Source organism: Methylobacterium sp. yr668, from assembly GCF_900116245.1.
Lineage (GTDB): Bacteria > Pseudomonadota > Alphaproteobacteria > Rhizobiales > Beijerinckiaceae > Methylobacterium.
In genome coordinates, this window is record NZ_FOZY01000012.1 from 74,885 (window position 1) to 96,091 (window position 21,207).

General features: G+C 71.6%; 17 protein-coding genes. 9 read left to right on the forward strand and 8 right to left on the reverse strand.

The window, feature by feature from the left end; genetic code table 11:
• Window positions 1–135: 135 nt before the first annotated feature.
• The 6 genes from BM419_RS16610 to BM419_RS16635 form a co-directional block, all read right to left on the reverse strand.
• A complete protein-coding gene (locus tag BM419_RS16610) occupies window positions 136–1,740 on the reverse strand; it encodes a sulfite reductase subunit alpha (protein WP_091927066.1) in 1,605 nt (534 codons plus the stop codon).
• A complete protein-coding gene (locus BM419_RS16615; protein WP_091927067.1) occupies window positions 1,737–3,554 on the reverse strand; it encodes a NirA family protein in 1,818 nt (605 codons plus the stop codon). The genes BM419_RS16610 and BM419_RS16615 overlap by 4 nt, the downstream gene beginning before the upstream one ends.
• Before the next feature lie 10 nt (window positions 3,555–3,564).
• Complete coding sequence (locus BM419_RS16620; RefSeq protein WP_085986811.1) at window positions 3,565–4,833, reverse strand: NAD(P)/FAD-dependent oxidoreductase; 1,269 nt, start codon at window positions 4,831–4,833, stop codon at window positions 3,565–3,567.
• Window positions 4,834–5,395: 562 nt separating this feature from the next.
• Complete coding sequence (locus BM419_RS16625) at window positions 5,396–5,575, reverse strand: hypothetical protein (protein ID WP_020094181.1); 180 nt, start codon at window positions 5,573–5,575, stop codon at window positions 5,396–5,398.
• Window positions 5,576–5,702: 127 nt separating this feature from the next.
• Window positions 5,703–6,701, reverse strand: a complete 999-nt coding sequence (locus BM419_RS16630; RefSeq protein ID WP_091927068.1) for a CmpA/NrtA family ABC transporter substrate-binding protein — start codon at window positions 6,699–6,701, stop codon at window positions 5,703–5,705.
• Window positions 6,698–7,285 carry an ANTAR domain-containing response regulator gene (locus BM419_RS16635; RefSeq protein ID WP_026605088.1) on the reverse strand — a complete coding sequence of 196 codons (588 nt, stop codon included), beginning with the start codon at window positions 7,283–7,285 and terminating at the stop codon, window positions 6,698–6,700. The genes BM419_RS16630 and BM419_RS16635 overlap by 4 nt, the downstream gene beginning before the upstream one ends.
• 221 nt (window positions 7,286–7,506) lie before the next feature.
• On the opposite strand from BM419_RS16635, the gene BM419_RS16640 reads away from it, so the two are divergent.
• The 7 genes from BM419_RS16640 (at window position 7,507) to BM419_RS16670 (ending at window position 17,709) form a co-directional block, all read left to right on the forward strand.
• Window positions 7,507–8,106, forward strand: coding sequence for a hypothetical protein (locus BM419_RS16640; protein WP_091927069.1), 600 nt, complete (start codon window positions 7,507–7,509; stop codon window positions 8,104–8,106).
• A 108-nt stretch (window positions 8,107–8,214) separates the two neighbouring features.
• Window positions 8,215–10,104: a glycoside hydrolase family 15 protein gene (locus BM419_RS16645; RefSeq protein WP_091927070.1), complete on the forward strand. Its 1,890-nt coding sequence runs from the start codon at window positions 8,215–8,217 to the stop codon at window positions 10,102–10,104.
• Window positions 10,101–12,176 carry a transketolase gene (tkt, locus tag BM419_RS16650; RefSeq protein ID WP_091681140.1) on the forward strand — a complete coding sequence of 692 codons (2,076 nt, stop codon included), beginning with the start codon at window positions 10,101–10,103 and terminating at the stop codon, window positions 12,174–12,176. Before BM419_RS16645 ends, tkt begins: the two co-directional genes overlap by 4 nt.
• 83 nt (window positions 12,177–12,259) lie before the next feature.
• Window positions 12,260–15,109, forward strand: coding sequence for a bifunctional transaldolase/phosoglucose isomerase (locus BM419_RS16655; protein WP_091927071.1), 2,850 nt, complete (start codon window positions 12,260–12,262; stop codon window positions 15,107–15,109).
• 131 nt (window positions 15,110–15,240) lie between these two features.
• A complete protein-coding gene (gene gnd / locus BM419_RS16660; protein WP_091927072.1) occupies window positions 15,241–16,218 on the forward strand; it encodes a phosphogluconate dehydrogenase (NAD(+)-dependent, decarboxylating) in 978 nt (325 codons plus the stop codon).
• A gap of 55 nt (window positions 16,219–16,273) precedes the next feature.
• Window positions 16,274–16,999: a 6-phosphogluconolactonase gene (gene pgl / locus BM419_RS16665; protein WP_091927073.1), complete on the forward strand. Its 726-nt coding sequence runs from the start codon at window positions 16,274–16,276 to the stop codon at window positions 16,997–16,999.
• Window positions 17,000–17,187: 188 nt separating this feature from the next.
• Window positions 17,188–17,709 carry a cysteine dioxygenase family protein gene (locus BM419_RS16670; RefSeq protein WP_091927074.1) on the forward strand — a complete coding sequence of 174 codons (522 nt, stop codon included), beginning with the start codon at window positions 17,188–17,190 and terminating at the stop codon, window positions 17,707–17,709.
• Window positions 17,710–17,731: 22 nt separating this feature from the next.
• On the opposite strand, the gene BM419_RS16675 is transcribed toward BM419_RS16670, so the two are convergent.
• The gene (locus BM419_RS16675) at window positions 17,732–18,193 is read right to left on the reverse strand and encodes an Lrp/AsnC family transcriptional regulator (RefSeq protein ID WP_012319278.1); all 462 of its coding nucleotides are present in this window, start codon (window positions 18,191–18,193) and stop codon (window positions 17,732–17,734) included.
• A 35-nt stretch (window positions 18,194–18,228) separates the two neighbouring features.
• The gene (locus BM419_RS16680) at window positions 18,229–19,353 is read right to left on the reverse strand and encodes a 2'-deoxycytidine 5'-triphosphate deaminase (RefSeq protein WP_091927075.1); all 1,125 of its coding nucleotides are present in this window, start codon (window positions 19,351–19,353) and stop codon (window positions 18,229–18,231) included.
• Between the two features lie 256 nt (window positions 19,354–19,609).
• On the opposite strand from BM419_RS16680, the gene apaG reads away from it, so the two are divergent.
• Both apaG and argE read left to right on the forward strand, forming a co-directional pair.
• Window positions 19,610–20,002 carry a Co2+/Mg2+ efflux protein ApaG gene (gene apaG / locus BM419_RS16685; RefSeq protein WP_012319280.1) on the forward strand — a complete coding sequence of 131 codons (393 nt, stop codon included), beginning with the start codon at window positions 19,610–19,612 and terminating at the stop codon, window positions 20,000–20,002.
• 34 nt (window positions 20,003–20,036) lie between these two features.
• Window positions 20,037–21,206 (forward strand): acetylornithine deacetylase, encoded by a 1,170-nt coding sequence (gene argE / locus BM419_RS16690; RefSeq protein WP_091927076.1) that lies wholly within the window; start codon window positions 20,037–20,039, stop codon window positions 21,204–21,206.
• Window position 21,207 lies beyond the last annotated feature (1 nt).

The following is a 21,207-nucleotide window of genomic DNA, read 5'->3' on the forward strand; positions in this document are numbered from 1 at the left end:
CGCGCCGCCGTTCCCCTCCCCCCTGTGGGGAGGGGTCAGGGGTGGGGGTGGTGCAGAAGGCACCGCCCGAGCCCCATCCTGCGCCACCCCCACCTCCGGCTCCTCCCCACAGGGGGGAGGAGAGCAAGTTGCGGTTCAGTACACGTCGGCCTGATACCGCCCGGCCTTCTTGAGCGCGGCGAGATAGGCCACCGCGTCCTCGGGGCTCTTGCCGCCGAACTGCGCCGCCACGTCGATGATCGCCCGCTCGACGTCCTTGGCCATGCGCTTGGCGTCGCCGCAGACGTAGAAATGCGCGCCGCCCTCGAGCCACTTCCACAGCTCGGCGCCGTTCTCGCGCATCCGGTCCTGGACGTAGGTCTTCTCCGTCCCGTCCCGCGACCAAGCCAGGGACAGGCGGGTGAGCACCTTGTCGTCCTTCAGGCTGTTCAGCTCGTCCTTGTAGAAAAAGTCCGAGGCCTGCCGCTGGTGGCCGTAGAACAGCCAGTTGCGGCCCGGCGCCCGCGTGGCGGCGCGCTCGCGCAGGAAGGCCCGGAACGGCGCGATGCCGGTGCCGGGGCCGCACATGATCACGTCCTTCGACAGGTCGGCCGGCAGTCCGAACCCGTGCGCCTTCTGGAGGTAGACCTTCACCCTGGTCTGCTCCGGAAGGCGCTCACCGAGGTGCGTCGAGGCCACGCCCAGCCGCAGCCGCGAGCGGTGGTTGTAGCGCACCGCGTCCACGGTCAGCGACACGCGGCCGACATCCATCTTGGGCGAGGACGAGATCGAGTAGAGCCGCGGCTGCAGCTCGTCCAAGGCCTCCAGGAAGACCTCGGCGTCGGGCCGCGCGCCCGGGAACTTGTGCAGCGCGCCGAGCACGTCGAGATAGGCGGCGTCGCCGTCCGGATCCTCGCCGGAGGCGAGCGCCTGCGCCTTCTTGCGCGCCGCCCCGGAGGTGAGCAGCGACAGGAGCTGGTACAGATTGTCGGGCGCCGCGCCGAGCGCGTAGTTGATCAGCAGGTGCTCGCGCAGGGTCCTTTCCCCGATCACCCGCTCGGGCCGGGCGCCGAGTTCCGCGATCACCGCATCCACCAGTGCCGGGGCGTTGGCGGGGAACAGGCCCAGCGAGTCGCCGACCTCGTACTGGATCGGCGTGCCGTCGAGCCCGATCTCGATGTGCCACGTCTCCTTCTCGCCGCCCGGATCGTTGAGGCGTCGACGGGACAGGAACAGCGCCTCGACCGGGTTCTCGCGGCAGTAGCCGAGCGGGCCGAGATCGGCCGCCGCCTTCGGGGCGTCGTCCTCCGCCTTCGGCGCCGCGGGGACGCCGCCTGCGGCGCCGAACTCCTCGTCCAGCTTCTTGAGCATGCGCAGGGTCTCTTTGCCGCCGGGCTGGCAAAGGTTCAGGCGCGCCTCGTTCTTGAGGAAGATGGCGTTGGCGTAGTCGGCGCAGTTGTAGCCGCACTGGCCGCAATCCTGCTGGGCCATGGCGGCCATCAGCTTCTGCGGTTCGGGCCGGTCCTTGGCCATCGCCATCCGGTCGGCGATCGGCACGGATGGGTCGTGCCAGGGGGCGTCGTCGTTGTCGGCGAGTTTGGGGCCCGTGGCGGGGCCCTCGCCGGGCGCGAGCGCCGTCGCGCCCGCGACGGCGGGGCCGAGCAGGGCCGCGAAGTAGCCCGAGAGCCAGGCGCGCTGGTCCTCGTTGAAGGGCGCGGTCTCGGGGATCAGGACGAGGGGGGGCGAGACGTGCTGGGTCATGCGGCGGCCTTCAGGGCGGGCTGGTCCTCGGCGGCGTCGCGGAGCGCCTCCGCGCCGGTGCGGCTGGTGAAGGCCTGGAAGCTCTCCTCGGGGCCCTGGCGGAGGGCGAGGTAGGCGCGCAGCAGCGCCTCGACGCGGGCGGGCGCATCCTCGGCCTTCACGGCCTTCCAGATCTCGGTGCCGATCTTCGGGTTCTCGGCGAAACCGCCGCCGACCACGACGTCGTAGCCCTCGACGGTGTCGCCCTCCTCCGAGACGACGACCTTGGCGCCGATCAGCCCGATATCGCCGATGTAGTGCTGGGCGCAGCTGTGATGGCAGCCGGTGAGGTGGACGTTCACCGGCACGTCGAGGTTCGGCAGGGCCGTCTCGACGTGGTCGGCGATGATCAGCGCGTGGCCCTTGGTGTTGGAGGCCGCGAACTTGCAGCCCTTCGCCCCCGTGCAGGCCACGAGACCGGAGCGGATGCCCGCCGCCTTGGTGGTGAGGCCGAGATCGAGCACCCGCTGCTCAACCTCGGCGACCTTCGCGTCCGGAACCCCGGAGAAGATGAAGTTCTGCCAGACGGTCAGGCGGATCTGGCCGTCGCCGCACTCGGCGGCGATCTTGGCGAGCGCCCGGACCTGATCGCTGGTCATCTTGCCGACCGGCAGGACCACTCCGATCCAGTTGAGGCCGGGCTGCTTCTGGGCGTGGACGCCGACATGGGCGAACCGGTCGGTGGCCTTCCGCGGCGCGACCTGCTCCGGGGCGACCCGGTCGAGCTTGCGGCCGAGCTTGTCCTCGACGGCCGCGAGGTACTTGTCGAAGCCCCAGGCGTCGAGGACGTACTTCATCCGGCTCTTGTTGCGGTTCGTCCGGTCGCCGTTCTCGATGAACACCCGGATGATCGCGTCGGCGACGGCGTTGCAGTCCTCCGGCTTCAGCACGATGCCGGTGTCGCGGGCGAGGTCCCGGTGGCCCGAGATGCCGCCGAGCACGAGGCGCATGTAGATGCCGGGCGGCACGGCGGCGCCGTCCAGCACTTCCACGGCCTGGAAGCCGATGTCGTTGGTCTCCTCGAGCGTCGGCATCACGCCGCTGCCGTCGAAGGCAACGTTGAACTTGCGCGGCAGGCCGTAGAGCGAGCGGTCGTTCAGGATCCAGTTGTGCCAGGACTTGGCGAGCGGGCGCGTGTCCAGAAGCTCCTGGACGTCGATGCCGGCGGTCGAGGAGCCGGTGACGTTGCGGATGTTGTCGGCGCCCGCCCCCCGGGCCGTGAGACCGATATCGGTGAGCCCGTCGAGGAAGGGCTGGGCGTGCTCGGGATCGATCTCCCGCACCTGCAGGTTCGCCCGGGTGGTCACGTGGACGTAGCCGCCGCCGTGCTGGTCGGCGAGGTCGGCGATGCCGGCGAACTGCCAGTGGTGCAGGATCCCGTTCGGGATCCGCAGCCGGCACATGTACGAGACCTGGTTCGGCGCCACCCAGAACATCCCGTGGTAGCGCCAGCGGAAATTGTCCTCGGGCTTCGGCTGCTTGCCGGCGGCGGCCTCCTGGATGAGGCGGTTGTGGCCGTCGAACGGGTTCTCGGCGCGCTTCCATTTCTCCTGGTCGCAGAGCTTGCCGCCGTCCTTGACGGTCCGGTCCTGCGCCTTGATGTGGATCGCGTCCGGGCCCGTCGGCTCGGCCGGCGGCGCGGCCGCCCCCGCCCCGCCCGCGGCGAGGCCGCCGGTCAGGCGGACGGCGGCGATGCCGGAGGCGAAACCCTCGAGGTAGCGCTTCTGCTCGGCCTCGAACGCGCCCGCGGCGGTCTGGGTGGTGGTCTCGGACATCCGCGCCTCCTCAAGCAGCCAGGGGCTCGGGCGCGGGGCGCCCGAACATCAAGTCGTCCACGTTCTCGATCGGGTCGCCGGAGCGGATCAGCCCCTTGCAGGCGCCCTGCTCGGCGATGTCGCCGACGAACACCGCGCCGATCAGCCGGCCGCCGCGCACCAGCAGCTTGCGGTAGAGGCCGGCGCCGGGGTCGGAGAGCACGATCGCCTCCGCGTCGTCGGGCGTGTCCACGATCCCGGCCGAGAAGACCGGCAGGCCCGAAACCTTCAGGCTCGTGGACAGGGCCGTGCCCCGGTACTCGGCCGGCTCGCCCGAGAGGTGGCGGGCGAGCGTGTCGGCGTGCTCGTAGGCGGGCTCGACCAGACCGTAGATCTGGCCGCGGTGCTCGGCGCACTCGCCGAGCGCGAAGATCCGCGGGTCCGAGGTGGTCATCCGGTCGTCGACCGTGATGCCCCGGCCGATCGCCAGCCCCGCTTCCTGCGCCAGCGCCACCGAGGGGCGCACGCCCACCGACATCACCACGAGGTCGGCCGGGAGCGCGGTGCCGTCCGCCAGCACGAGGCGCTCGACCCGGGACGCGCCCTCGATCCGGGCGGTGTCGGCCTTGAGGATGACGCGCACGCCCCGCGCCTCCATGGCGCGCTTCACCAGCCCGGCGGCGTGGTGATCGAGCTGGCGCTCCATCAGCCGGTCCATGACGTGGAGCAGCGTGGTCTCGACGCCGAGGCGCGCGAGCCCGACCGCCGCCTCGAGGCCCAGGAGGCCGCCGCCGATGACGATCGCCTTCGCGTGCTGCACGGCGGCACGGCGGATCGCCGCCACGTCGGCGAGGTCGCGGAAGGTGATGACGCCCGGGAGGTCCATGCCGGGCTTGGGCAGGCGGATCGGCAGGGAGCCGACCGCGAGGACCAGCCTGTCGAAGGGCAGGACGTGTGTCTCGCCCACGATGACGAGCCCGTTCTCCCGGTCGATCCGCGTCGCCGGCGCGCCGGTGATCAGGCGGATGCCGTGATCCGCGTACCAGTCGAGGCCCCGGAAGGCGCAGGCCGCCTCGTCGACCTCGCCGCCGAGCAGCGAGGAGAGCAGGACCCGGTTGTAGGCGGCCGTGGGCTCGGCCCCGATGCAGGTGATGTCGTAGCGGCCGGGCGCGGCCTCGGTCAGCCGCTCCAGGAAGCGCAGCGAGGCCATGCCGTTGCCGACGACGACCAGCCTCTCGCGCGGCGGGCCGTTCCCGGCGCCCGCGTCGTGTCCGCGTGTGTCCATGGGGGATGTCGCCATCGCTCGATCGCGTCTGAAACCTCGAGTGCAGGGTCGTTGGCGGACCGCCCACGAAAAAGCCGCTGCCGGTCGTCTCCCGGCAGGCTTCAGCCCCAGGGAGAACCGGATCAGCGGCCTCGCTGACGGCGCTGTCCGTCGCCGTTGACGGACGGGGGGAGGTTTGCAGGTTCCGTGCCAGACGCCGCGCGGTCCGCGAGCGCCGCGCGGACCCGCAGGATCGGTGGGGCGGCCGGGACGTTTCGGCCGTCGAGGCGTCGGCTTCGGCACTGCACAAAAACTGTGCGACCCGTCGCAAAAGCGATCACGGGCGGACCGGGCTTTCCGGCAGCGACAGGAAGGTCGGGAAATTTCCGGAGGCGCGTCGACGGGGGGCTACCGCGCGCAGGCGATCGCCGCGTCGGCCCGGATGGGCTGACCGGCAACGCGCAGCTTCAGATTATGATGAACGTATTACGTCAGTTCTCGCGACTATATCGCCGCGAGTCGGACCGATTCTCGAGGTATAGAGTCGCAGACGTGCAATGCCGGCGCCTGTAACGCGCCCTCATCGACGTCGCGTCCATTAAAGGAGTGTCGACAGCATCGCCAGGAGCCCCAGCGTCGGCATCGCGCCGGCGGCCAGGACCCAGTACCAGGCGTGGTGCGATCCCGCCCGACGGTTGTCGTTGCAGGCGCGGGGCACGCGGCCGCCCCGCGTGACGTAGCGTCGAAGCTCGACCCGCCCGCGCGGATGCGAGATCAACGATCCAGTTTCGAGTTTGCGGCATCCGGGCATGGCTCAAGCACAACGGGCGAGCGTGCCCCGCGTTCCGCCGCTGTTCGCCGCGATTCCGCGGGCCGGTGACGAACCGCGCGAAGTGTCGCCGTCGTCAGAGATCCGCCATCGCCGCCCGGTACAGATCCGCCCTGTAGACGGTCGCGATCGCCGCCGCGATGTCGAACTGCGCGGGCACCTGCTGCGACGCCCGCATCTGCTCCAGCAGCCACCGGGCCTGCGCGGCGCGCGGCTCCTCGACCGCCGCGCCGAAGCGGATGCGCGTGCCGGGCCCGGCGGACGGGTCCGGATCGCCGAAGGCCCGGCCGACCAGGGCGGGATCGAGATCGAGATAGGTCCGGCGGGCGAGGCGATGGATCAGTTCGGTCCGGTTCTCCGGATCCGCGCACCAGCGTCCGGCCCGGGCGACCGCCCGCACCAGCGGCAGGATCGCGCCGTCGAGCCGCGCGGAGACGGCCAGCACCTTCTCGATCGCATTCGGCGCGAGGGCGCTGCCGTGGACCGCCACACGCCCGTGGCCGGCCGCGACCGCCACGTCGTTCCAGGGCGCGCCCGCGCAGAACCCGTCGACCAGGCCGCGCGCCAGCGCCTCCACGCAGTGCTGCGGCGGGACCACGACGGTGCGGAACGCCGCCGCGTCGAGGCCGCCGGCCTCGGCGAACAGCCGCACTTGGTAGCTGTGGCACGAGAAGGGGTGCACCGTGCCCAGGGTCAGCGGGGTGCCGGCGCGGTGCCGGGCCTCCGCCACGCCCGCGAAGGCGCGGGCGACATCCGCCAGGGCCTCGCTGGCCGGGTCCATCGCGGCCCAGAGGGTGTTGGACAGCGTGACGGCGTTGCCGTCGGTGCTGAGCTGGAGCGGCACGATCAGGTCGGAGGGCGGCCCCGACAGGGCGAGCCGGCTCGCCAGCGCCAGCGGCGCCAGCATGTGCGCGCCGTCGAGATGGCCCAGCGCCAGCCGGTCGCGCAGCGTCGCCCACGAGGGCTCGGCGGTGAGGTCGAGGTCGAGCCCCTCGGCCCGGGCGAAGCCGAGTTCGTGGGCCGCGATCAGGGGCGCCGCGTCGCAGAGCGGAACGTAGCCGAGCTGGAGCCTCATCCGAGCAGGTCCGCGGTGGTGACGATCGCCCGGGCGATGTCGGCGATCTTGCGCTTCTCGTTCATGGCCTTGCGGCGCAGCTGCTTGTACGCCTCGTCCTCGGAGAGACCTTTCATGGTCATCAGGATGCCCTTCGCCCGCTCGATCAGCTTGCGGTCGGCGAGTTCGCCCCGCGCCTCCGTCAGCTCGCGCTGGAGGCGCGCGAAGGCGTTGAAGCGCAGGATCGCGATGTCGAGGATCGACTTGATCCGTTCCGCCCGCAGCCCGTCCACCACGTAGGCGGAGATCCCGGCATCGACGGCGGCCTGCATCATGGTCGAGTCCGAGCGGTCGACGAACATCGCCACGGGCCGCTCGACCTGCCGGGAGACACCCGACATCTGCTCCAGGATGTCCCGGCTCGGGCTCTCCAGATGGATCACCACCACGTCGGGCTTGAGCGCGGCAACGCGCTCCATGAGGTCGGCGGTGTCGGGAATCACGACCACGCGCCCGATCCCGGCGGCGCGCAGGCCCTCTTCCAGGATGGCCGCGCGGGCGCGGCTCGGGTCGATCACGGCGACGGTGAGATTGGTTTCAGTCATCGTGGCCCGGTACGGGGCGGGTCTTCTTCTCGAGGCCGGCCCGGCGCGGGCCGCCGCGAGCTAAGCAAGGCCCGTGCCCGTGCTGGGCCCGCGGCGCCCGTTTCCGCGGAATCCCACCTTGCGGCACCAGTAACCGCTGCGCAAAGAAACGGTCCAGCTTCCGCCGCAATGCTGGCCGCACTGTACAGGCCTCGCGGCGGTCAAGGAGATCGGTGATTCGGATGCGCAGGCCAGATCAGCCCGCCCTGACGGCCGCCGCCCACGGCCGCGTGTCCATGCCCTTCCTGCCGACGCTGGCCGTCGTGGCAATCCTGGGCGTGGCCTCGCTCTACTGCCCGACCTCGAAGCCGGGGCAGCCCGGCGCCCGGGTCGAAGCGGGCGTGTCCGCCGCGCCCGGACCCACGGATTTCGCGCCGATCGCCGCCGTCGCGGCGCCGGGCCGCCCGCCCGCCGTGATCGCGTTCGCCGAGCAGTACCCGCTCGACGCCGTGATCGCGCGGACGGGGTCCCTGCCCGCCCGTCCGGCCGTGGCCGCACGGGCGAACGCCCACGTCGCGGCCGCGGGCCGGCGCGCCTGCCCCGGCCGGCGCTGCCCCGAGACGCCCCGCAGCAACACCGATCCCATGGCGCCCGCCCGCGGGGCGGCCGATGAGGCCGAGGACGCCCTGCTCCCGGCGCAGGCCATGCCCTTCGCGGCCTCGGTGGTGGAGACCCTGGTTCCGGCCGCGCGGGCCGTCGGCGACGCGGCGAACCTCGTGCGCAGCAGCGCGAGGGCGGTCCAGGGCACGGTGGCCCTGGCGGTGGCCGACTGCCTGCGCTGACCGCGTCGGGCAGCGGGCACTCCGACCTCTGGATCTCGTGACCGGACGTCCTAGGTGCGTCGCAGCGGACGGCCCGGACTGCCGGCCGCGGACCGGGGCCGGGGCCGGATGGCTGCACGCATCGAGGATTACGCGCTCGTCGGGGATTGCCGGAGCGCGGCGCTGATCAGCCGTCAGGGCAGCGTCGACTGGTTGTGCTGGCCGCGCTTCGACGCGGCCGCCCTGTTCACCAGCCTCCTGGGAACCGAGGCGCACGGCTTCTGGAAGATCTTCCCCGAGGCCGAGCACGTCGAGACGCGCTGGTCCTACCGGCCGGGCAGCCTCGTGCTGGAAACCCGCCACACCACGCGGCAGGGCGAGGTCCTGGTCACGGATTTCATGCCGGTCGGCGACGGGTCCCATCTGGTGCGGCTCGTCGAGGGCGTGCACGGGCGCGTCGCCATGCGGATGGAGATGGCGGTCCGGTTCGATTACGGCTCGGCCGTGCCCTGGGTCTCCCGCTCGGAGCTGGGCGACCTGCGCGCCGTCTCGGGCCCGCACAAGGTCGTGCTGCGCACCGACGTCCATCTCAAGGGATCGGACGCGCAGACGACGGTGTCCGAGTTCACCGTCCATGCCGGTGACAAGCACCGGTTCGTCCTGAGCTACGGCGCCTCCCACGAGGACGACCCGCCCCCGATCGAGCCGCGCAAGGTCCTCGAGGCCACCGACCAGCACTGGCGCGAATGGTCGTCGCGCTGCGCCGGCGGCACGGGCTGGGACCGGATGCTCCAGCGCTCCCTGCTGACCCTCAAGGCGCTGATCTACGAGCCCACCGGCGGCATCGTGGCGGCGCCCACGGCCTCCCTGCCGGAGGGGCTCGGCGGGATCCGGAACTGGGATTACCGGTTCTGCTGGCTGCGCGACTCGACCCTGACGCTGATCGCCCTGATGGACGGGGGCTACATCGACGAGGCGCGCGACTGGCTGGGCTGGCTGCTGCGGGCCGTGGCGGGCAATCCCGAGCAGGCGCACATCCTCTACGGCATCGCGGGCGAGCGGCTGCTGCCCGAGATCGAGCTGGACTGGCTGCCGGGCTACGAGAACTCGCGGCCCGTCCGCATCGGCAACGCCGCCGCCAGCCAGTTCCAGCTCGACGTCTACGGCGAGCTGTTCGACGCGCTCTACCAGGCCCATGCCCGCGGCCTGCCGGTGAGCAAGGACGGCCTGCGGGTCGGCCTCGCGATCCTGAACCACCTGGAGACCGCGTGGCGCGAGCCCGACGAGGGGATCTGGGAGGTGCGCGGCGGGCGTCGCCACTTCACGCACTCGAAGGTCATGGCCTGGGTGGCGTTCGACCGGGCATTGCGCATGCACGAGATGCACGAGAACGGCGCCACGCAGGAGCAGGCCGAGCGCTGGCGCGCCGTCAAGGACGAGATCCACGCCGAGGTCTGCGAGAAGGGCTTCGACCCCGCCCTCAACAGCTTCGTCCAGTCCTACGGCGCGAAGGCCCTGGACGCGAGCCTCCTGCTCATCGCCCATACCGGCTTCCTGCCGCAGCACGATCCCCGGGTGGTCGGCACCGTGGAGGCGATCGGCAAGGGGCTGATGCGGGACGGCTTCATCCTCCGCTACGAGACCGAGGGGCAGACCACCGACGGGCTGACCGGCTCCGAGGGGGCTTTCCTGCCCTGCACCTTCTGGTACGTGGACAACCTCATCGGCCTGGGGCGGCGCGACGAGGCCGGGGTACTGATCGAGCGCCTGATCGGCATCTGCACCGATCTCGGCCTCGTCAGCGAGGAATACGACGTGCAAGCCAAGCGTCTTGTGGGTAACTTCCCTCAGGCGTTCACCCACGTCGCCCTCGTCAACACGCTCCTCAGCTATACGCGCGGCGAAGGGCCGGCGGATCGGCAGGGTGGTAAGGCCAACGGAGCTCCTCCCGCCGTCCTACGGCAGCGCGAAGCCGCGAAGCGGACCGCGCGAGGCGAACTGGAAGACGCGACATCATGAGCGGTGCTGACACTCCCGCCAAGGCGGCCCTCGCTGAGATCGATACGCTCAGCATCAACACGATCCGGACGCTCGCGATCGACGCGGTGCAGAAGGCCAATTCGGGCCATGCCGGCGCGCCCATGGCGCTGGCGCCGGTCGCCTACACGCTGTGGAACCGCTACCTGCGCTACGACCCGGCGCATCCGCACTGGCCGAACCGCGACCGGTTCGTGCTGTCCTGCGGCCACGCCTCGATGCTGCTCTACGGGCTGCTGCACCTCGCGGGCGTCGCCGAGAGCGACGGCGGCAATGCCCCGGCGGTGTCGCTGGAGGACATCAAGAAGTTCCGGCAGCTCGACAGCCGGACCCCGGGCCACCCGGAATACCACTTCACCACCGGCGTCGAGACCACCACGGGCCCGCTCGGCCAGGGCGTCGCCAACTCGGTCGGCATGGCCATGGGCAGCCGCTTCCTCGGCCAGCACCTGAACCGGCCGAACCTGCCGCTGTTCGACTACAACGTCTACGCCGTCTGCTCGGATGGCGACCTGATGGAGGGCGTCGCCTCGGAGGCCGCCTCGCTCGCCGGCCACCTGCGGCTCGCCAACCTCTGCTGGATCTACGACGACAACACCGTCACCATCGAGGGCCACACGGAGCTGGCCTTCGGCGAGGAGGTCGCGACCCGCTTCCTGGCCTACGGCTGGCAGGTGCTGCGCGTCGCCGACGCCAACGACGTGCACGCGCTGGCGGGCTCGATCGAGACCTTCCTGGCCACCAACGACCGCCCGACGCTCATCATCGTCAAGTCGGTGATCGGCTACGGCGCCCCGAAGAAGCAGGGCACCTCCAAGGCGCACTCCGATGCGCTCGGCGAGGACGAGGTGAAGGGCGCCAAGCGCGCCTACGGCTGGCCGGAGGACGCGCAGTTCCTCGTGCCGGACGGCGTGCAGGAGAACTTCCGGAACGGCATCGGCAAGCGCGGCGCCGGCCTCTACGATTCGTGGCAGGGCCTGCTCGCCAAGGCGAAGGAGGCGGACGCCGCCCACGCCGAGGACCTGAACGCCTTCCTGGAAGGCCGCCTGCCGGAGGGCTGGGACAAGGACATCCCGGTCTTCGAGCCGGACGCCAAGGGCCTCGCCACCCGCGAATCCTCCGGCAAGGTGCTGAACGCCATCGCCCAGCACGTGCCGTTCCTGCTCGGCGGCTCGGCCGATCTGGCGCCGTCCAACAAGTCCAACCTGACCTTCGAGGGCGCGGGCTCGTTCGGCCCGTTCTCGCCGGGCGGCCGCAACCTGCATTTCGGCGTCCGCGAGCACGCCATGGGCTCGATCGTGAACGGGCTCGGCCTCTCCGGGCTGCGGGCCTACGGCGCGACCTTCCTGGTCTTCGCCGACTACATGCGGCCGCCGATCCGGCTCGCCTCGCTCATGGAGCTGCCGGTCTTCCACATCTTCACCCACGACTCGATCGGCGTGGGCGAGGACGGGCCGACCCACCAGCCGGTGGAGCAGCTCCTGTCGCTGCGCTGCATCCCGGGCCTCGTGACCCTGCGCCCCGCCGACGCCAACGAGGTCGCCGAGGCCTACCGGGTGATCTTCACGCTGAAGAACCAGCCGGCGGTTCTCGCCCTCTCGCGCCAGCCGCTGCCGACCCTCGACCGCGCGAAGTACGGGGCCGCCTCCGGCACCGCCAAGGGCGGCTACGTGCTGGCCGACAGCGAGGGCACGCCCGACGTGATCCTGCTCGCCTCGGGCTCCGAGGTGCAGCTCTGCGTCGGTGCCTACGAGGCCCTGAAGGCCGAGGGGGTGAAGGCCCGGGTCGTGTCGATGCCGTCCTGGGACCTGTTCGAGCGCCAGGACGAGGCCTACCGCGACTCGGTGCTGCCCCCCGCCGTCAAGGCCCGGGTGGCCGTCGAGCAGGGCAGCGTCATCGGCTGGGACCGCTACGCCGGTTCCGAGGGCGCGATCATCGGCATGCACACCTTCGGCGCCTCGGCGCCGATCAAGGATCTCCAGACCAAGTTCGGTTTTACCCCCGAGAAGGTCCTGGACGCCGCGAAGGCGCAGGTGGCCAAGCACAGGAAGTAGCCCGGGGGCCTGCTCTCCCGCCCGGTCCGGGCGGGAGGGTGCGTTCGGGCGAGAGTACGCGGTACGCGAGGCGAGGAACCGACATGAACGCGCTCAAGGCCCTGCACGACGAACAGGATCAAGCGGTCTGGCTCGACTTCGTGGCCCGCGGATTCATCGAGAAGGGCGAGCTGAAGCAGCTCGTGGAGCGCGACGGCCTGCGGGGCGTCACCTCCAACCCGTCGATCTTCGAGAAGGCGATCGGCCACTCGGACGAGTACGACGACAGCCTGAAGGCCGTGCAGGCGACCGGCGACAGCCGCGTCATCGACCTCTACGAGGGGCTCGCCATCGCCGACATCCAGGCGGCCGCCGACGTGCTCCGCCCGGTCTACGAGGCGAGCGACGGTGCCGACGGCTACGTCAGCCTGGAGGTCTCACCCTACCTCGCCCTCGACACCGAGGAGACCCTCGCGGAAGCGCGGCGCCTGCACAAGGCGGTGTCGCGCGACAACCTGATGGTCAAGGTGCCGGCCACGCCGCAGGGCATCCCGGCGATCCGGCAGCTGACGAGCGAGGGCATCTCGATCAACGTCACCCTGCTGTTCTCGCAGGAGGCCTACGAGGCCGTGGCGCGCGCCTTCATCGACGGTCTCGACGCGCGCGCGAAGGCCGGCCACGACGTCTCGCGGATCGCCAGCGTGGCGAGCTTCTTCATCAGCCGCATCGACGTCCTGGTCGACAAGCTCCTCGACGAGAAGATCGCGCAGGCCAACGACCCGGACGAGAAGTTCGCCCTGGAGCAGCTGAAGGGCAAGGTGGCGATCGCCAACGCAAAGCTCGCCTACCAGCGCTACAAGACGATCTTCGCCGAATCCAAGTGGACCGCGCTGGCCGAGAAGGGCGCCAAGGCGCAGCGTCTGCTCTGGGCCTCCACGGGCGTGAAGAACAAGGCCTATTCCGACGTCCTCTACGTCGAGGAGCTGATCGGACCGAACACCGTCAACACGATGCCGCCGGCCACCATGGACGCGTTCCGCGACCACGGCGTGGTGCGGGCCACGATCGAGGAGGACGTGCCCGGCGCCGAGGCGGTGATGAACCGCCTCGCCCGGGCCGGGATCGACATCGAGGCGGTCGCCGAGCAGCTGGTGAAGGAGGGCGTGCAGCTCTTCATCGACGCCGCCGACAACCTGCTGGGCGCCGTCGCCGGCAAGCGCGTCGCGCTGCTGGGGCACCGTCTGGACGGGCAGAGCCTCGCCATGGACGACACCCTGGCGGCCGAGGCCAAGAAGGCCGTCGAATCCTGGCGCGCCAGCGGGTCGATCCGCCGGCTCTGGGCGGGCGACGCCTCGGTCTGGTCCGGCCACGACGAGGCGCACTGGCTCGGCTGGCTGCACATCGTCGAGGAGGAGCTGGAGAAGGCCGCCGACTACGCCGCCTTCTCCGACTGGGTGAAGGCGCAGGGCTTCACCGACGCCGTGGTGCTGGGCATGGGCGGGTCGAGCCTCGGACCGGAGGTCCTCAGCCTGACCTACGGTCAGCGCGAGGGTTTCCCGAAGCTCCAGATCCTTGACTCGACCCACCCGGATCAGGTGCGCGCCCTGGAGGCGAGCATCGACCTCGGCAAGACGCTGTTCATCGTCGCGTCCAAGTCCGGCTCGACCCTGGAGCCGAACGTCTTCCGCGACTACTTCCTGGCCCGCGCCAAGGACGTGCTCGGCGAGAAGGCCGGCGACCACTTCGTGGCGGTGACCGATCCGGGCTCCGACATGGAGCGCGCCGCGAAGGCGGATGGGTTCAAAAAGATCTTCTACGGCGTGAAGCAGATCGGCGGGCGCTACTCGGTGCTCTCGGCCTTCGGCCTCGTGCCGGCCGCCGCCATGGGCCTCGACGTGAAGGCGCTCCTCGAGACCGCCCGCATCATGGTCCGCTCCTGCGGCCCGGCCGTGCCGCCGGCCGTGAACCCGGGCGTCCTGCTCGGCACGGCCATCGGCGCCGCGGCGCTCGCCGGCCGCGACAAGGTGACGATCGTCGCCTCGCCGGCGATCGCGAGCTTCGGCGCCTGGGCCGAGCAGCTGATCGCGGAATCGACCGGCAAGCAGGGCAAGGGCCTCGTGCCGGTGGACGGCGAGCCGGTCGGCGTTCCGGCGGTCTACGGCCACGACCGGTTCTTCATCTACCTGCGCCTCGACGGCAACGCCGAGGCCGCGCAGGACGAGGCCCTGCGCGCCCTGGAGCGGGACGGCCACCCGATCGCCCGCATCACCCTCGACTCGATCGAGCAGCTGCCGCAGGAATTCTACCGTCTGGAGATGGCGACCGCGGTGGCCGGTGCGGTGATCGGGATCAACCCGTTCGACCAGCCCGACGTCGAGGCCAGCAAGGTCGAGACGAAGAAGCTGTTCGCCGAGGCCGAGGCGAAGGGCGCCCTCCCCGCCGAGACGCCGCTCTACGAGGACGACTGGGTCGCGCTCTACGCCGATCCGCGGAACGCCGACGCCCTCAAGCCGGCCGCCGAGGGGCTCGAGGCCGCGATCAAGGCGCAGATCGGCCGCCTGAAGGACGGCGATTACCTGGGGCTCCTGGCCTACGTCCCGCGCGACGCCGAGGCCGCCGCGATCCTGCAGGAGCCGCGGATCGCCGTGCGCGACGCCCGCAAGGTCGCGACCTGCGTGGAGTTCGGGCCGCGGTTCCTCCACTCGACCGGCCAAGCCTACAAGGGCGGCCCGGACACCGGCGTGTTCCTGCAGATCACTGCGGACGCTGCCGAGGACCTGCCGATCCCGGGCCGGAAGCTCGGGTTCAGCACCGTCGTCGCGGCGCAGGCACGGGGCGACTTCGCCGTCCTCGCCGAGCGCGGCCGGCGGGCGCTGCGCGTCCACCTCAAGGGCGGCGACACGAAGGCCGGCCTCGTCCGGGTCGCGGCGGCCCTGAAGATGGCGGTCGTCTAGCCGCCCCGGACCGCCGGCGGGGGGCTTCCCGGCCCGCCGCCGGTCCGCCGCGGCGGATCGCCTGTGACGTCGGTGAAGCCGTAGGGGCCTGACCCTCGCCGCGCGGGGGCAATCGGTAAGGAAGGGCAGCAATGCAACTCGGCATGATCGGCCTCGGCCGGATGGGCGGCAACATCGTCCGGCGTCTCCTGCGCGACGGGCACACAGCCGTGGTGTTCGACCAGAACCCGGCGGCCGTCGCCGCCCTGGTCGAGGCCGGCGCGGTCGGCGCGTCGAGCCTGGAGGACCTGGTCTCGAAGCTCGAGGTGCCGCGCGCGGCCTGGGTGATGCTGCCGGCCGGGGCGATCACCGAGCAGACCGTCCAGGCGCTCTCGGGGCTGATGCAGGCGGACGACTGCGTCATCGACGGCGGCAACTCCTTCTACGGCGACGATGTCCGCCGCGGGGCCGCCCTGAAGGAGAAGGGCCTGCACTACGTGGATGTCGGCACTTCGGGCGGCGTCTGGGGCCTGGAGCGCGGCTACTGCATGATGATCGGCGGGGACAAGGAGGCCGTCGACCGCCTCGACCCGATCTTCAAGACCCTGGCGCCCGGCATCGGCGACATCCCGAAGACGCCGAACCGCGACGGGCGCGACCCCCGCGCCGAGCAGGGCTACATCCACGCGGGCCCGACCGGCGCCGGCCACTTCGTCAAGATGGTCCATAACGGCATCGAGTACGGCCTGATGCAGGCCTACGCGGAGGGCTTCGACATCCTCCGCCACGCCAACGCGTCCGACCTGCCGGCCGAGCGCCGCTTCGATCTCAACATGGGCGACATCGCCGAGGTCTGGCGCCGCGGCAGCGTCGTCTCGTCCTGGCTGCTCGACCTGACCGCCCAGGCACTCGCGGGCGACGAGCAGCTCACCGACTTCTCCGGCTACGTCGAGGATTCGGGCGAGGGCCGCTGGACCATCAACGCCGCCGTCGAGGAGGGCGTCCCGGCGACGGTGCTCTCCGCCGCGCTCTACCGCCGCTTCCGCTCCCGCGAGCACGCGAGCTACGCCGACAAGCTGCTCTCGGCGATGCGCAAGGGCTTCGGCGGCCACCAGGAGCCGAAGGGCTGAGCGGGACGCCCGCCGGCCGACCTGTCCGACCCCCGAAGCCGCAGGGCCCGAACCCATGAGCCTTCCCGTCGGAACCCACGTCCTGAAGGATCCGGAGGCGGTCGCCCGCGAGGCGGCCGAGCGGATCATCGTGGCCTGCGGCGAGAGCCGGTCCGACCGGATCGCGCTCTGCCTCTCGGGCGGCTCGACGCCCAAGGTGCTGTACGGCCTGCTGGCCGGGCCGGACTACGCGGCCCGGGTGCCGTGGGAGCGGATCCACTGGTTCTTCGGCGATGACCGCGCCGTGCCGTGGGACGATCCGCGCAGCAATGTCCGGATGGTTCGGGAGGCGTTCGGGCACGGGTCCCGGATCCCGCCGACGCATCTCCACTTCATCCCGTCGGACGAAGGCCCGGAGGCGGGCGCCCGCGCCTACGAGCGGACGCTCCTCGACTTCTACGGGCCCGAGCACCTCGACCCGGCCCGGCCGCTCTTCGACCTCGTGCTGCTCGGCCTCGGCGAGGACGGCCACACCGCCTCGCTGTTTCCCGGCAAGCCCGGCGTCGACGAGACCCGGCGGCTCGTCGTCGCCGTGCCGGAGGCCGGGCTGGAGCCGTTCGTCCCCCGGATCAGCCTGACGCTGCCGGCGCTGGCGTCGTCCCGGCACGTGCTGTTCCTCGTCACCGGGGCCGGCAAGCGGGCCCCGCTGGCCCGGCTGGCCGCCGGCGAGACCCTGCCGGCCGGCCGCGTAACCAGCGCGGGCGCCGTGGCGTGGCTGCTCGACGAGGCCGCGGCCGGCTGAACCCGCCGCGCCGGCGTCAGTCGCGCGGGAATGATCGGGCGCGCGCAACACCATTTCCTGCCGAGGCGTCGCCGGGCAATGGCATTGCCCCGTCGCACGAGATGACGTTCGAGAACGCAACCCGTCATCGCCAGCCTCTGGGTATCCTTCGTGCAGCCTCGTGAAAGGGCACCGAAGGAGACCTGCCGATGCCGCAGACCACCACCCCGACCGACGTCGAGGCGATGCTGGCGAACCTCGCGCGCTCCGCGAGCCGCTCGCCGGACGCCTATCTGGCCTCGGCCCGGGCGACCCTCGTGCGCCTGCTGGCCCAGCCGGATCTGCTCGATCCGTCGCGGCTGGTCGGCCGGGGGCCCGGCCTGAGCCGGAACCTCCTGTTCGGCACCGAGGCGATCAGCGTCTGGGCGATGGTCTGGGCGCCCGGCACGGTCACGCCGGTCCACGACCACCACTGCTCGTGCTGCTTCGGCCTGCTGCGCGGCAGCCTCCGGGAGACGTGGTACCGTCCGATCAGCGAGACCCACGCGGTGGCGACCATGGACGCCGTCCGCATGCCCGGCTTCGTCGCCTGCATGATGCCCACGGGGCCGAACCTGCACCGGATCGCCAATGACGGGCCGGAGGCGGCCGTCTCGATCCACGTCTACGGCTACGACCACCGGGCGCAGGATTCGTCGATCCATCGGACCTACGCGGTGGCGGCGGGCTGAGCCCCGCCGCGGCGCGGTCGGGTCACGCCACGTAGATCGTCGGGACGGCAGTCGTGTACTTCATCTCCTCCATGGCGATGGACGAGGACAGGTTCGAGAAGTCGAGCTTGGCGATGAGGCGCTGGTAGACCGCGTCGTAGGCCTCGATATCGGGCACCACGATCCGCAGCAGGTAGTCGATCTCGCCGGTCAGGCGCCACGCCTCGACGATCTCCGGGAAGCCGGCGACCACCCGCCGGAACGCGTCCGACCAGTCTGCGGCGTGGCGCGGCGCCTTCACGGCCACGAACACCGTGGTGGGGACGTTGACCTTGCGGCGGTCGACCAGGGCGACCCGGCGGCGGATCACCCCGGAGGCCTCCAGCTTCTTCACCCGCCGCCAGCACGGCGCCGCGCTGATGCCGACCTGCTCGGCGAGTTCGGCCACCGGGAGCGTCGCGTCCTGCTGGAGGAGATCGAGGATCTTCCGGTCCACGGCGTCCATGCGATCGATGCTCCCGTCGGCGCGTCCGGGCCGGACTACAGGGCGAAGTGCTTCGAGAGCTTGAGCCCCTGGGCCTGGTAGTTCGAGCCGGCCCCCGCCCCGTAGAGCGTCTCCGGCAGGTCGAGCATCCGCTCGTAGACGAGGCGGCCGACGATCTGCCCGTCCTCCAGAAGGAAGGGCACGTCGCGGGAGCGGACCTCCAGCACGGCCCGCGCGCCCGCCCCGCCGGCCCCGGCATAGCCGAAGCCCGGGTCGAAGAAGCCCGCGTAGTGGACGCGGAACTCGCCCACGAGGGGATCGAACGGCACCATCTCGGCGGCGTGGTCCGGCGGGACCTGCACGGCCTCCTTGGAGGCCAGGATGTAGAACTGGCCGGGATCGAGGATCAGGCTGCCCGATCCGTCGGCGGCGAGGGGTTCCCAGAAATCCGCGGCCCGGTGGCGGCCGGGGGCGTCGACGTCGACGAGGCCGGTGTGGCGCTTGGCCCGGTAGCCGACGAGGCCGTCGAAGCCGGCGAGGTCGACCGAGACCGCCACGCCGCCCTGGAAGGACGGGCTGCCGGCGTCGACCAGGGCCGAGCGGGCGTGCAGCAGGCCGAGCTCGGCCTCGGTCAGCCGCGGCGCCCCGCGGCGGAAGCGGATCTGCGACAGCCGCGAGCCGCTGCGCACGAGGACCGGGAAGGTGCGCGGCGAGATCTCCGCGTAGAGCGGCCCGTCGTAGCCGGGCTCGACCTGGTCGAAGGCCTCGCCCCGGTCGGTGATCACGCGGGTGAAGACGTCGATGCGCCCGGTCGAGCTCTTCGGGTTCGCGGCCGCCGCGAGATCGGCCGGCAGGGTGAGGCTCTCCTGAAGCTCCGCGATGTAGACGCAGCCCGTCTCCAGGACGGCGCCCGGGCGCAGGTCGACGGCGTGCAGCGACAGCCGGTCGACGCAGGCCTGGACCGTCCGTCCCGAGCCGGGCAGGAAGCTCGTCCGCACCCGGTAGGCCCTGGCGCCCAGGCGCAGGTCGAGGCTCGCGGGCTGGATCTGATCGGCCGCGAAGGGGCTCGCGTTCCGGATGCCGCCCGCCCGCGCGAGGGCGGCGATCGCCTGGGCCGGCAGGATGCCGGATCGGCCGTCCGCGCTCGTCTCGGCGGCTCCCGTGGCTGCGCCCGCGTTCATCGCGCCCCTGACTCCCTCGCGCGCCCCGGCCGGTCCGCGTCACGCCGAGCAGCGTTGTCCGCCGGGACCCGCTAACGCGGGCTTAACCGCGTCCGGAGGCCTCGTGAGGCCGGCGCCGCGACCGGCGGCCCGCCGCGCCGCGCGAGGTAGTCCGCCGCAATTGACGGCGATTCCGCCGCCCACTACCACCGGCCGGGAAGCGCGTTCCATTCGGCTTCAGCGAGTCGTACCGTCCGAAGAAGGGCCAATTAGGGCGATGTACAAGGCCGAGACGCGGGGAATAAGTGTGACGGTCCAGTCTCGTTTCGTCGAGGAGGAGTCCTCGCCGACCGAGAGCCGGTACTTCTTCGCCTACACGGTCGAGATCGTGAACAACGGCAGCGAGCAGGTCCAGCTGCGCTCGCGCCACTGGCGGATCATCGACGGGCACGGGGCCTGCCAGGAAGTGCGCGGCACCGGCGTGGTCGGCAAGCAGCCGGTGCTGGAGCCGGGCGAGTCCTTCTGCTACACCAGCGGCTGTCCGCTCAACACGCCCGACGGGTTGATGGCCGGCAGCTACACCATGGCGACGGTGGCCGGCGAGAGCTTCGAGGCCGAGATCCCCGCCTTCTCCCTCGACAGCCCGCACGTCCGCCGCAGCCTGCACTGAGGTCCCGGCCCGGGGCCTCGCCCCGGAGGAATCCATGTCCGCGACCGGCGAGCGGCTGAGCCCGCTCGACATGCTCGCCCGCCTCGTGTCCTTCGATACGGAGAGCGACAAGTCCAACCTCGCCCTGATCGACGCCGTCTGCGCCTATCTCGACGGCTGGGACGTCCCGTACCTGCGCCTCCCGAACGCGGCGGGCGACAAGGCCGCCATCCTCGCCACGGTCGGCCCGATGGTCGACGGCGGCACCGTCCTGTCCGGACACACCGACGTGGTGCCGGTGGCGGGCCAGGCCTGGACCGGCGACCCGTTCACCCTGCGCGTCGCCGACGGCCGGGCCTACGGACGGGGCGCGGTCGACATGAAGGGCTTCGACGCGCTGGCCCTGGCGCTCGTGCCCGACATGCTCGCCGCCGGCCTGAAGCGGCCGATCCACATCCTGCTCTCCTACGACGAGGAGACGACCTGCCTCGGCTCGATGGACGGGATCGCGCGGTTCGGCGACGGCCTGCCGCGGCCGGCCGCGGTGATCGTCGGCGAGCCCACCGGGATGGAGGTGGCGGACGCCCACAAGAGCATCGTCACCTGCCTCACCACGGTCCACGGCCACGAGGCCCATTCCGCCCGCCCCGCCCTCGGCGCGAACGCCGTATCGGCCGCCTGCGACCTCGTCGCCGGCCTCAACCGGATCGCCGACCTGATGATCGAGCGCGGCGACCCGTCCGGGCGGTTCGACCCGGCCTCGACCACGGTCCATGTCGGGACGATCCAGGGTGGCACCGCCCGCAACATCCTCGCCAAGGAGTGCCGTTTCCTCTGGGAGTATCGCGGCCTGCCGGATCTCGACCCGGCCGAGATCCCGCGGCTCTTCGCGGCCGAGGTCGAGCGGGTCACCCGCGAGCGCCTCAACCGCTACGGCGCGTTCGGGCGGATCGAGACGCTGGAGGAGGTCGACATCCCCGGCCTCGCCCCGGAGCCGGGCTCGGCGGCCGAGCGCCTCTGCCTGCGCCTCGCCGGACGCAACCACACCGTCGCGGTCCCCTACGCCACCGAGGCCGGGCGCTTCCAGGCGGCCGGTCTCCCGACGGTGGTCTGCGGCCCCGGCGACATCGCCCAGGCGCACCAGCCCGACGAGTTCATCACCCTGGATGCCCTGGGCCAGGGTGAGCTTTTCCTGCGCGAGCTGATCGAGGCCAGTGCGTCATGAA

Bases quoted from the DNA above. Each gene is read 5' to 3' on its own strand.
- BM419_RS16610 (WP_091927066.1), bottom strand. From the start codon at position 1,740: ATGACCCAGCACGTCTCGCCCCCCCTCGTCCTGATCCCCGAGACCGCG.
- BM419_RS16615 (WP_091927067.1), bottom strand. From the start codon at position 3,554: ATGTCCGAGACCACCACCCAGACCGCCGCGGGCGCGTTCGAGGCCGAG.
- BM419_RS16620 (WP_085986811.1), bottom strand. From the start codon at position 4,833: ATGGCGACATCCCCCATGGACACACGCGGACACGACGCGGGCGCCGGG.
- BM419_RS16630 (WP_091927068.1), bottom strand. From the start codon at position 6,701: ATGAGGCTCCAGCTCGGCTACGTTCCGCTCTGCGACGCGGCGCCCCTG.
- BM419_RS16635 (WP_026605088.1), bottom strand. From the start codon at position 7,285: ATGACTGAAACCAATCTCACCGTCGCCGTGATCGACCCGAGCCGCGCC.
- BM419_RS16640 (WP_091927069.1), top strand. From the start codon at position 7,507: ATGCGCAGGCCAGATCAGCCCGCCCTGACGGCCGCCGCCCACGGCCGC.
- BM419_RS16645 (WP_091927070.1), top strand. From the start codon at position 8,215: ATGGCTGCACGCATCGAGGATTACGCGCTCGTCGGGGATTGCCGGAGC.
- tkt (WP_091681140.1), top strand. From the start codon at position 10,101: ATGAGCGGTGCTGACACTCCCGCCAAGGCGGCCCTCGCTGAGATCGAT.
- BM419_RS16655 (WP_091927071.1), top strand. From the start codon at position 12,260: ATGAACGCGCTCAAGGCCCTGCACGACGAACAGGATCAAGCGGTCTGG.
- gnd (WP_091927072.1), top strand. From the start codon at position 15,241: ATGCAACTCGGCATGATCGGCCTCGGCCGGATGGGCGGCAACATCGTC.
- pgl (WP_091927073.1), top strand. From the start codon at position 16,274: ATGAGCCTTCCCGTCGGAACCCACGTCCTGAAGGATCCGGAGGCGGTC.
- BM419_RS16670 (WP_091927074.1), top strand. From the start codon at position 17,188: ATGCCGCAGACCACCACCCCGACCGACGTCGAGGCGATGCTGGCGAAC.
- BM419_RS16675 (WP_012319278.1), bottom strand. From the start codon at position 18,193: ATGGACGCCGTGGACCGGAAGATCCTCGATCTCCTCCAGCAGGACGCG.
- BM419_RS16680 (WP_091927075.1), bottom strand. From the start codon at position 19,353: ATGAACGCGGGCGCAGCCACGGGAGCCGCCGAGACGAGCGCGGACGGC.
- apaG (WP_012319280.1), top strand. From the start codon at position 19,610: ATGTACAAGGCCGAGACGCGGGGAATAAGTGTGACGGTCCAGTCTCGT.
- argE (WP_091927076.1), top strand. From the start codon at position 20,037: ATGTCCGCGACCGGCGAGCGGCTGAGCCCGCTCGACATGCTCGCCCGC.